Raw genomic sequence first — 9802 nt, forward strand, 5'->3', positions numbered from 1 at the left:
CCCCCCCCCCCCCCCCCCCCCCCCCCCCCCCCCCCCCCCCCCCCCTTCCCCCCCCCCCCCCCCCCCCCCCCCCCCCGGCCCCGTGACGGGCCTGTCGCCGCCGATCAGCAGGTGCAGACGCCACCGTTGTTGACGCCGGCCACGCCGTTGGCGCCGACCAGACCGGAAGCGCCACCGGGGTTGGTGATGGTGTTCACCCCGGTGCCGCCGTTGACGGTTCCGGCGTTGCCCGTGCCGGCCGCACCCGCGGCGCCGCCCAGACCGTCCGCGCCACCGGGACCGGCGCACCCGGTGCCACCGTTGCCGCCGGCGCCACCGTTGCCACCGCTACCGCCGGTGTTGGTGATGACGTCGTTGTCGGCGTCACCGTTGACGTTCCCGGAGTTGCCTCCGCCCCCGGCGCCACCGGCACCGCCGACGCCACCCGCTCCACCGGGCTGCGTGGCGCTCAGACCGTTGCCGCCCTTGGCGCCGAGGCCGCCGGTGCCACCGAGACCGCCCTTGGTCTTGAGGGTGTCCGCCCCTGAGCCGCCGTTGACGGTCCCGGAGTTGCCGATGCCACCCGCGCCGCCGGCGCCGCCCACGCCACCGGCGCCGCCGCCGCTACCGCAGCCGCCGACCCCACCGGAGGAACCCGCACCGCCGGCACCGCCGGTGGTGGTGATGTTGTCGATGCCGGTGTCCGTGGTGCCACCGTTGACGGTCCCGGAGTTGCCGACACCGCCGACGCCCGCGGCGCCACCGATACCGCCGGCACCCGCTCCGCCCGCCGTGGCCCCACCGTTGCCGCCCAGTCCGCCGACGCCGCCGATGCCGCCCTTGCCTCCGGTCGCGTTGACGGTGTCGCCGCCGACCCCGCCGTTGACGGACCCGACGTTGGCGGCCCCGCCCACGCCGCCGACGCCGCCGTTGCCGCCGGCACCGCCCGCGCCGCTGTTCAGGCCGATGCCGCCGACGCCGCCGGAGCCGCCGTTGCCGCCGCCACCACCGGTGACGGTGACCTGGTCTGTGCCGTCACCGCCGTCGACGATGCCGGTGCTGCTGATCCCGACGCCGCCGCTGGTCCCGACGCCGCCGTTGCCGCCGGCGGTCCCGGCGGGGGTGCCCGCCGTGCCGTTCGCACCGGGAGGGCCTGTCGCCCCGTTGATGCCGGCGGCGCCGGTGATGATGATCGTGTCGTTGCCGCCCAACCCCCTGATCGTGCCCGCGACAGAGCCGCCGGTGATCGTGATGGTGTTGGCGTTGGCGGTGCCGTCGAGGACCTGGCCGGCGGGGACGCCCGCCGTGCAGGTCACGTTCTCGCCGGACCGGACACACCCGGCCGGGTCGGCGGCGTAGGCGGAGCCGGGAGCCACCAGGGCGAACCCCGCCACGGTTCCCAGCCCGATCAGAGCACGTCGAACCCGTACTGCCGTGGTGCTGCGCGTGGTCGATCGCATGACTTTTCTCCACATCGTGTAGTGGTTCGGTTCTTCCTCGGTGCCGTTGATGGGGCAGAGGAGGTCTGTCGTGGCGAGAACGCGGCTTTCCGGTCGACCTGCCGCCACCGGGGCGTTTCGCCGGGGTGACCGCTGAGTGTGATCTCATCGGCGGTCACTGCCGCGCATCGGATCTGGCCGCGCTCCCGGGGCAACCCTGTTCCTCATTCGTCATATTTGCAAGTGGAACGGCGGTTCGTCATCTGGTTGCGAGGAATTCCCGGCCACGGAGGAATTGGCTACCTCGGGCGCGGGCCCGACGGTAAACATTGATTGGGGTGTTTCTCGTCACCGCCGCCGCTGTTCGAGTCCGGCCAAGGATTCCGTCGGTGGGTGTCCGATCGGATCTCATCGCATCACGCGTCGCACGCACCCGGTGAGCCGTCCGGCTGACGTACGGACCGTGCGTCCATTCGGGCGACGTTGCGCCGATCTTTGCTGCAACAGGAGTAACGTTCCTCGTCACACCCCAGACCTCGGTGACGTGATCCGGGCCGCCATGAGCGGTTCGCATCACGAGCCGAGGTTTTTCGCATGTGGAGGAAGTGGGCACCGGCGGCCGCGCCGGGCCGTGGGGCGCGCGATTCGCGCCAGGTCGGGTTTTCGTCAGCGCATCACGCTGTGCGAATCATCGCCAACAACGTGTCAAGGAAATGAACATGAGAATCCTGCAGAGCCAGATCCGTCGGGGAGTCGTCGCCACGCTGGCCGGCGTCTTCGCCGTCCCGTTCTTATGGGCGGTCAGCCCTCTGACGGCTCACGCCGCCGTCAACTGCGTCGTGAGCGCCGGCGTGACCCAGACCGACACCGTCGTCACCGGAACTCCCGGGAACGACACGATCGACTGCGGCGGCACGAACCCCGCCAAGACGATCAACGGCAACGGTGGCAACGACACCATCACCGGTTCGGACTTCAACGACACGATCAACGGTGGCGACGGGAACGACACCCTCACCGGCGGCACCGGCGACGACACCCTCACCGGCGGCCTGGGCATCGACACCATCTCGGGAAGCGCCGGGAACGACACGCTCATCGGCGCGTCCAACGACGGCAGCCAGGACAGCCTCGACGGTGGCCTCGGCACCGACACCTGCCAGGGACCCGCGCCGGACCCCGACATCCACGCGAGCTGTGAGAACACGAGCACCCCGCCGGGATCGGGACCGGGCTCGGGCACGGGCAACGCGACCGAGCTGTGCATCGCGACCGGTGGCGTGCTCACCCTCACCGTCAACCCGGTGGGCTACGTCTGCGTGTTCAACCCACTCGGGTCCACCGACCGGCGCGTTTCCGAGGCCCGTGCCATCTGCGCCGGAGCCGGCGGCACCTTCGTGAACCTGCTCCCCCTGAGCTACTCCTGCCTCCTGCCGACCACGCCGTAACCACTCGCACCACCGGTCGATCCAGTGGCTCGTCGCCCGGCTCCGGCCGGGTGACGAGCCACTGATGCGATCAGAGCGGGTTGCGGCCGGGTGTCGACGTGCCGGTCAAGCGCACCCGGTGTCCTAACAGGACTTGTCACGCCCGTGCGGTCCAGGCCGTCAAGTGCAGGTCTCGGTTCCTCGTGGGTGAGGTTCACGCGCGGTGGAGGGGTGTTCGCAGGCCGGTGACCACCATGTGGATCAGCAGGTCGTAGGTGTCGTCCAGCTTTTCGGGTCGTTGGAACGCGTTCTGCGCTTCCAGCACCGCGAAGCCGTGCATCGCCGCGCGCAGGCAGCGGACCGCGTGGATGGCTTCGGCGTCCTGCATGTCGTACGCGCGTAGGGCGGCCAGTATGATGTCGACCAGCCTTGCCCCGGCCTGCGCCACCATCGGCTCGGGTGTCTGGACGAGCGCGGAGTAGCGGTGCGGGTGCTCCACCACGTACTCGCGCCAGGCTGTCATGAGCGCGCGGATCGCCTCGTCGGCGGATCGGCCGAGCACCGCCCGGCCGATCCGCTCGGCCAGGTCGTCCATGATCCGCACCGACATGAGCGCGCGCAGCTCGGCCAGGTTGCGGACGTGCTTGTAGAGCGACGGCGTGGCCACGCCCGCGCGGGAGGCCACTGCCGCCAGGGTCAGCGCGGCGGGGCCCTCGTCGTCGACCAGGCGCAGCGCGACGTCGACCACCGCGTCCGCGGACAGCGCCGCCCTAGCCACGGGCGCCCGCACCGAGGAAGGCCAGGACCGCCGCGGCGACCTCGGCCGGGAACTGCACGTGCGGGTAGTGGCCCGCCCCCTCGATCACCTCGACCCGGCCCAGCCCTGGCGGCATGGCCGCCACGATGCCCTCGCCTTCGGCGCGGGCATCGGTCCAGTCGGGGTCCAGCGAGCCCTCGACGACCAGCGCGGGGCAGCGGACGTCGCCGAGCCGGGCGCCCGCGTCGGTGGGCGCGGACATGCCCATGCTGCCCACCACCGCCATCCGGCCGGGCCTGCGCAGGTCCGCGTCGAGCGCGGCGACGTGCTCGACGAAGCCCTCCGGTCTGGCGCCGGGGTAGGCGTGGTCGAGGTAGCGCTTCCACAGTCCGACGCTGCGGAACACTCCCGCGCCCATGAGCAGCAGCATCCCCTTGCGGTAGCGGGAATTGGAGAGCAGGCCGCCGAAGTCGACCTTCTGCGCCCGGGTGAACGGGCTGATCTGCACGATGGCGCTGACCGACTCGGGCTCCTGCGCGGCCGCGATGGTGACGGAGCCGCCGGTGAACGAGTGACCCACGAGCACGGCCGGACCGCCCAGGTGTCGGACCACGGCGAGCAGGTCGGCCGCCGAGTCGGTGCGGCTGTAGGAAGCCCAGCCGGTGGTGGACTCGCCGTGGCCACGCTGGTCCACACTGGCGACTCGGTACCCGGCGTCGGCCAGTCGGACGGCCAGTTCGCGGTAGGCGGCCCGGTTGTCGCCCATGCCGTGGGCCAGCACGATCAGCGGCCCCTCGCCGATCACCTCGTAGGCGAGCAGGCCGCCGTCCAGCTCCAGGAACTGCGTCATGTCGATCCCCTCACGGCTAATGGCTATAACGTAGAAGCTAATGACATTAGCCAGGGCTGTCAACCGACCCGAGTGGGCGGTACCGCCGCGCCGATGACGGGTCACCGTCGGCCGGTCGGTGGACGACCACCGAGCCATCCGAGCTCGGTCTGCTGCAGGCGGCGGGGCAGTCACTTGATTGAGCACTGCTGCGTACGGCTTCAACCTGGGTGATCGGAGATCCGCGGTCTTGCCTGTGATGTCGATGGTGCGGACGACTTTGTCGCCTTCGGCCTGGAGGGCGGTGCAGGTGATCTGTTCGCGGGGGTAGTTGCGCGGGCAGTAGGTGGATGTCGTCTCGCTCGCGCTTCCCACCTGGACGGATGAGGTTGTCATCGGCGGTCGACGATCAGGGCTTCCACCACCCCACCGCCCACGACCCAGTCCACCACGAAGGAGAAGCAGTGGTCGCACTCGTGGCACGGCACGCTCCCGTGACGTTTCGCAACCGGCCTCATCCGGTCTGTTACGGGAGTGGCGGGTTCGCCGATACACGAGTCGAAGGGCCGGAGTGTCTGGCCGATCGTGATCGGGGGATCATGGCCGGGAATTCGCGATCCCGAGAGCTCGGAGATGAGCTCGAGCGACTCAAGCTCGCCAGTGGCCGCAGCTACGAGAGCATCGGTCGGAAGATCCACCTGAGCAAGTCCGCCGTTCACCGGTACTGCACGGGAGCGAACGTGCCGCAGGAGTTCGCCGTCGTGGAGCGCATCGCGTCCGCGTGCGGCGCGAGCCGGCACGACATGATCCTGCTGCATCGCCTTTGGTTGCGTGCCACGGAATCCGCGAACGAGCGTGCCGACGAAGAAGCGCCCGCCGAGGCCGTTCACTCGCCCGGACCGCCGAAGCCGGTCACGCCGATGGCCCCACGACCCGGCCGGAGGGTCCGGACTCGGCGCCTGACGGTGCTGGCCGTCGTCAACGCGGTGTTGGCCGTGATCCTGGTGTCGAGCACGACTGGCACGCATCTGGCCGCGACCGCCCCGGACCGGTCGGTGGACCAGCGGCTCACCGGGCCCGCCTGGACGCTGCCACCGGCTCCCGTGCCGAGCGCGCTGTTCGGCGTCACGATCAACAGCGCCACCGGAGCGATGCCCGCGTTCCGCGTCGGCGCCGTCCGGTTCTGGGACGGCGGCACGCGGTGGTCCGAGATCCAGCGGCACCGCGGGGAGTTCGACTGGTCGGTGCTGGACCGACTGGTGAGCGGTGCGGAGCGGGCGGGTGTTCCGCCCCTGTTCGTCTTCGGGGGCACCCCGAAGTGGGCCGCCCCGGACGGCCCGGTCGCGCCGTACCCGGACGCCACCGCCGCACCTCCGACCGACCTCGCGGACTGGGACCTGTTCGTCCGGACGCTGGTCGATCGCTACCGGGGGCGGATCGAGGCGTACGAGCTGTGGGTCCTGGCCAACGACCGCAAGTTCTACGCGGGCAGCGTGGAGACCCTGATCGAGATGACCCGCCGGGCCAAGGACATCATCCGGTCGAGCGACCCGGGCGCGACGGTGGTGTGCCCGGGGATGGGGGAGCTGTGGACTTCCGAGGGCGTGGCCTTCCTCCGGCGCTTCGCGGAACTCGGCGGGTACGACCACTGTGACGTCGCGGGCATCAAGCTGTTCAAGCGACAGGCGTCCGACCCGCCGGAAACGATGGTGGACCTGACCGCGTCGATCGATCGGGTCATGCACCGAGCCGGAGTCCACCCGCGGTTGTGGAGCACCGGCACCGCGTACTCGATCGCGTTGCAGGAACCCCTCGACGAGGCCACCGCCCGCAACCACGCCGTGCGGTTCTTCCTGGTGGGGATCTACGCGCGCAAGGTCAACCTCGAACGGATGTACTTCTACAACTGGGGCGGTACGAGGATCCCGATCGTGCTTCAACCGGTTGGCGGAGTGCCGACGAGCGCGGCGCTGGCCGTCGAGCAGTTGCAGCGCTGGCTGCACCACGCCCACAGCCGTGCGTGCGGCCACGGCGCCCCGGCGAACCTGCCGGACAACGTGTGGCAGTGCGAGTTCACCGTGACCGAGCCCGGCCAGACCTACGACGCCACGATCCGCTGGACCGACGAGGGAACCGCCACCCTCACGGCCGGTCCTCGCAGCCAGGAATTGCGCCACCTCGACGGGAGGGTCGAGAAAGTGCGATCGGGAGACACGATCACGGTCACCGAAGAGCCTGTTCTCATCGCCGCGAGTACCGATCCCCGCCGCTGACGGGAATCACCACAGTACCGCCGCAGCGTCCCGCCGCTGCGCGTTCTCGCAGGTCAACGCCTACATTTCGTCCCACCATCCCTGGTGCGGCCCCTGCGCTTGTTCCCGCGTCACGTGCCGATCAAGCTGCGTGTGCCCGACGAGTACGCGTTCTGCTCGACCGGAAGGATGGTTCCGTTGCGCGCCTTCTTCAAAGGAAGATCACTGGTCAGCGCGGCCCTGACCGTGACCCTGATCGGGGCATCGGTCGTGGCCCTCCCGTCGGTGTTCCCGACGCGCGCGGAACGGCCGGAGACGGCCGCCGGAGGTCCCGCGCCGGACGGGACGTCGGCGTTGCGCACCGCGCGCTTGCGCAACGCGCCGGTCGAGGTGGTGGGACAGCGCACGGAAACGTCCACCACGTGGGCGAACCCCGACGGCTCGTTCCGCACCGAGTTGGCCGCGGGCCCGGTGCGGACGAAGAAGGACGGGGAGTGGCTCACGGTCGACCCGGCGCTGCGGGTCGACCGGGACGGCGTCCGGCCGAAGGCGACGGGGTGGGAAGCGACGTTCGCGCGTGCGAGGGGCGCTCGCGAGCAGACGACAGCGCTGGTGTCGACCCAGGTCGGCGGCCACGACGTGACCATCGGTTGGCAGGGGGCACTGCCCGAACCCGAGGTCGACGGCGTGAAGATCACTTACCCGGACGTGCGGCCGGACACCGACCTCGTGGTGGAGTCCCGCCGGTCCGGCTTCGAGCAGTACTTCGTGCTGAAACGGCGCCCTACGGGACCGGTCTCGTTCTCGGTGCCGATCACGGTGGAAGGGCTCGAGGCCGTCCGCACGTCGCCCGGCGGCATGGTGGAGTTCGTGGACGACGCCGGCACCGTGATCGCGACCATGCCGCCGCCGCGGATGTGGGGAGCGGAGCGCGACGAACGCCTCGGTGAGCCCACGCGCTCGACGCCCGTGGACCACGAAGTGAACCAGTCCGGTGACGCGGTCACCGTGACCCTGCGCCCGGATCAGGGATTCCTCGCCGATCCGGCCGTTGCCTACCCGGTCACCGTCGACCCGTACCTGGTGTTCCGCACCACCTTCGACACCTACGTCGACACCACCCAGGGCAACACGCCGAAGCACACGCAGATCGAACTCCAGTCGGGCACCAACGGCGAGAAGATCGCCCGATCGCTGCTCAACTTCGACGTCGGCCCGCTGCGTGGCGCGACCGTCGAACAGGCCCGGGTCATCGTCTGGAACGACAACTCTTACGTGTGCGAGCCGCGCCCGGTCGAGCTGTGGTCGACCTCCGGTCCGGCGGACGCGACCACCGTGTGGGCCAACCGGCCGACGCTCGGCCAGCGCTACGACGTCAAGGTCGAGTCCCACCACCACAACTCGTGCGGCGGTTCGGCGTGGATCCACTTCAACGCCACCGAACTGGTGCGGAGTTGGTTGGCGACGCCGAACAACCTGCACTCGGCGCTGATCAAGGCGGGCGACGAGAAGAACATCAAGGACTGGAAGAAGTTCCAGTCGGCGGACGCCGCGTCGGCGTGGCCCCGGCTCGACGTCACCTACACGTGGCCGCTGCGGCTCAGCGCGCCCGCCGTGACGCCGTCGACGGCTCCGGAGGCCAGCCCGACGTGGACGCGGTCGGACCGGCCGACGCTCAACGCCCGAGTCGAGGACGACGACGACCTCGCCGACGAGGTGACCTTCGAACTGCAGGAAGCCGGTGGCACGCCGGTCACCTCGGGCACCGTCACGTCGACGACGCCGAACGCGACCGTCTCCTGGCAGGTGCCGACGCCGCTCACGGCGGGAACGGCGTACCGGTTCCGGGCCAAGGCGACGAAGAACAGCGTTGAGGCGGCATCGCCGTGGCTCACCTTCACCCCCGACTTCGTCGCACCGGCCGCGCCCGCGGTCGCGTCCTCGGACTACCCGGAAGGCCGCTGGGCCGGCGGCACCGGCACGCCCGGGTCGTTCACCGTCACCCCGCCGACCGCCGACGTCTCGTGGGTGGTGTGGCGACTCGACGACGGCCCGAGCCAGGAGGTGCCGTACTCCGGCACGCCGCACACGATCACCGTCACACCGGAGTCCGACGGCAGGCACACGCTGACGGCGTGGGCCCGTGACGCAGCCGGCAACGACTCCTCGCCGACGACGTACCGGTTCCACGCCGGGACGGGCGCGGTGACGAGCCCGGAGCCGGGCGCGCGCACAGCGCGGCGGGTCCAACTGTCCGCTCTGGCGCGAGCCGAGCTGACCACCGTCACCTACGCCTACCGGCGCGGTGCGGCCGACACGTGGAAGCCGGTCCCACAGGACGACGTGCGCCGCAAGTCGGACGGGGCGCAGATCACCTGGCCGGTCGGGGTGTCGAGCGACCTCGTCTGGGACGTCACGCGCACCCTCACGACGGACGGCGTCATCCAGATCAGGGCCGAGTTCACCGCCGGGCAAGCATCACAGGGCGTCGACCTCGTCGTCGACCGCGCCGCCGACGCCGCCGCGAGTGAGCAGATCGGGCCTGGCACCGTCAACCTGCTGACTGGCGACTACGCGTTGTCCGCCGACGACGTGTCGGCGTTCGGCGTGGGCATCTCGCGCACGTTCTCCTCACGCGATCCGCTGGCCGGCGCCGAACAGGACGGCACCGTGGCGATGTTCGGGCCCGCCTGGACCTCCGGCGGGACCTCGCAGGACGCCGTCGGCCAGTTCACCCAACTCCGCGCCACGTCGGCCACGTCGGTCGAGGTGGTCCGCACCGACGACACGGCGGTGGGATTCACCCGGGACGTCGACGGGACGTGGGTCCCGCAGCCGGACGCCGGCGAGTTGAGCCTGACCCACGACGCGTCGAACGACCGCTACAGCCTGCGGGACACCGAGGGGCGCACCACCGTGTTCGCCAAGGTCGCCGCCGAGGTCAGCACCTATGCGGTCCGCACCACCTTCCCCGCGACCGCCAACGCCGAGACGGTCTACGTGTACGACGCGGTGGGGGGGGGGGGGGGAGAGAAAGGCGCAAAAGCGCGCAAGACAATCACCCCGACAACGACGAGGAGCTCCCCGAGGCGGCGCTAGGCGGGGGGCCCCCCAAAGCG

6 protein-coding genes are annotated in these 9802 nt (G+C 70.8%); 3 read left to right on the forward strand and 3 right to left on the reverse strand.

The window, feature by feature from the left end; all coding sequences use genetic code 11:
- Positions 1 to 104: 104 nt before the first annotated feature.
- Entirely contained in the window at positions 105 to 1439 is a 1335-nt protein-coding gene (locus ACZ7GX_RS43115; RefSeq protein ID WP_498786248.1) for a hypothetical protein, read from the reverse strand.
- A 698-nt stretch (positions 1440 to 2137) separates the two neighbouring features.
- Between ACZ7GX_RS43115 and ACZ7GX_RS43120 the strand changes: the two genes are divergently transcribed.
- Positions 2138 to 2866, forward strand: coding sequence for a calcium-binding protein (locus tag ACZ7GX_RS43120; protein ID WP_498786250.1), 729 nt, complete (start codon positions 2138 to 2140; stop codon positions 2864 to 2866).
- 193 nt (positions 2867 to 3059) lie between these two features.
- Here the strand turns inward: ACZ7GX_RS43120 and ACZ7GX_RS43125 are convergent, their stop codons facing one another.
- The gene (locus tag ACZ7GX_RS43125) at positions 3060 to 3623 is read right to left on the reverse strand and encodes a TetR/AcrR family transcriptional regulator (protein WP_498786252.1); all 564 of its coding nucleotides are present in this window, start codon (positions 3621 to 3623) and stop codon (positions 3060 to 3062) included.
- Complete coding sequence (locus ACZ7GX_RS43130; RefSeq protein WP_498786254.1) at positions 3616 to 4452, reverse strand: alpha/beta fold hydrolase; 837 nt, start codon at positions 4450 to 4452, stop codon at positions 3616 to 3618. The genes ACZ7GX_RS43125 and ACZ7GX_RS43130 overlap by 8 nt, the downstream gene beginning before the upstream one ends.
- Positions 4453 to 4895: 443 nt before the next feature.
- Between ACZ7GX_RS43130 and ACZ7GX_RS43135 the strand changes: the two genes are divergently transcribed.
- Both ACZ7GX_RS43135 and ACZ7GX_RS43140 read left to right on the forward strand, forming a co-directional pair.
- Entirely contained in the window at positions 4896 to 6704 is a 1809-nt protein-coding gene (locus ACZ7GX_RS43135) for a helix-turn-helix domain-containing protein (RefSeq protein WP_498786256.1), read from the forward strand.
- An 84-nt stretch (positions 6705 to 6788) separates the two neighbouring features.
- On the forward strand, positions 6789 to 9782 hold the full coding sequence (locus ACZ7GX_RS43140; protein WP_498786258.1) for a DNRLRE domain-containing protein: 2994 nt from the start codon (positions 6789 to 6791) through the stop codon (positions 9780 to 9782).
- Positions 9783 to 9802: the final 20 nt, after the last annotated feature.

The organism is Actinosynnema sp. NPDC037264 (assembly GCF_055603705.1).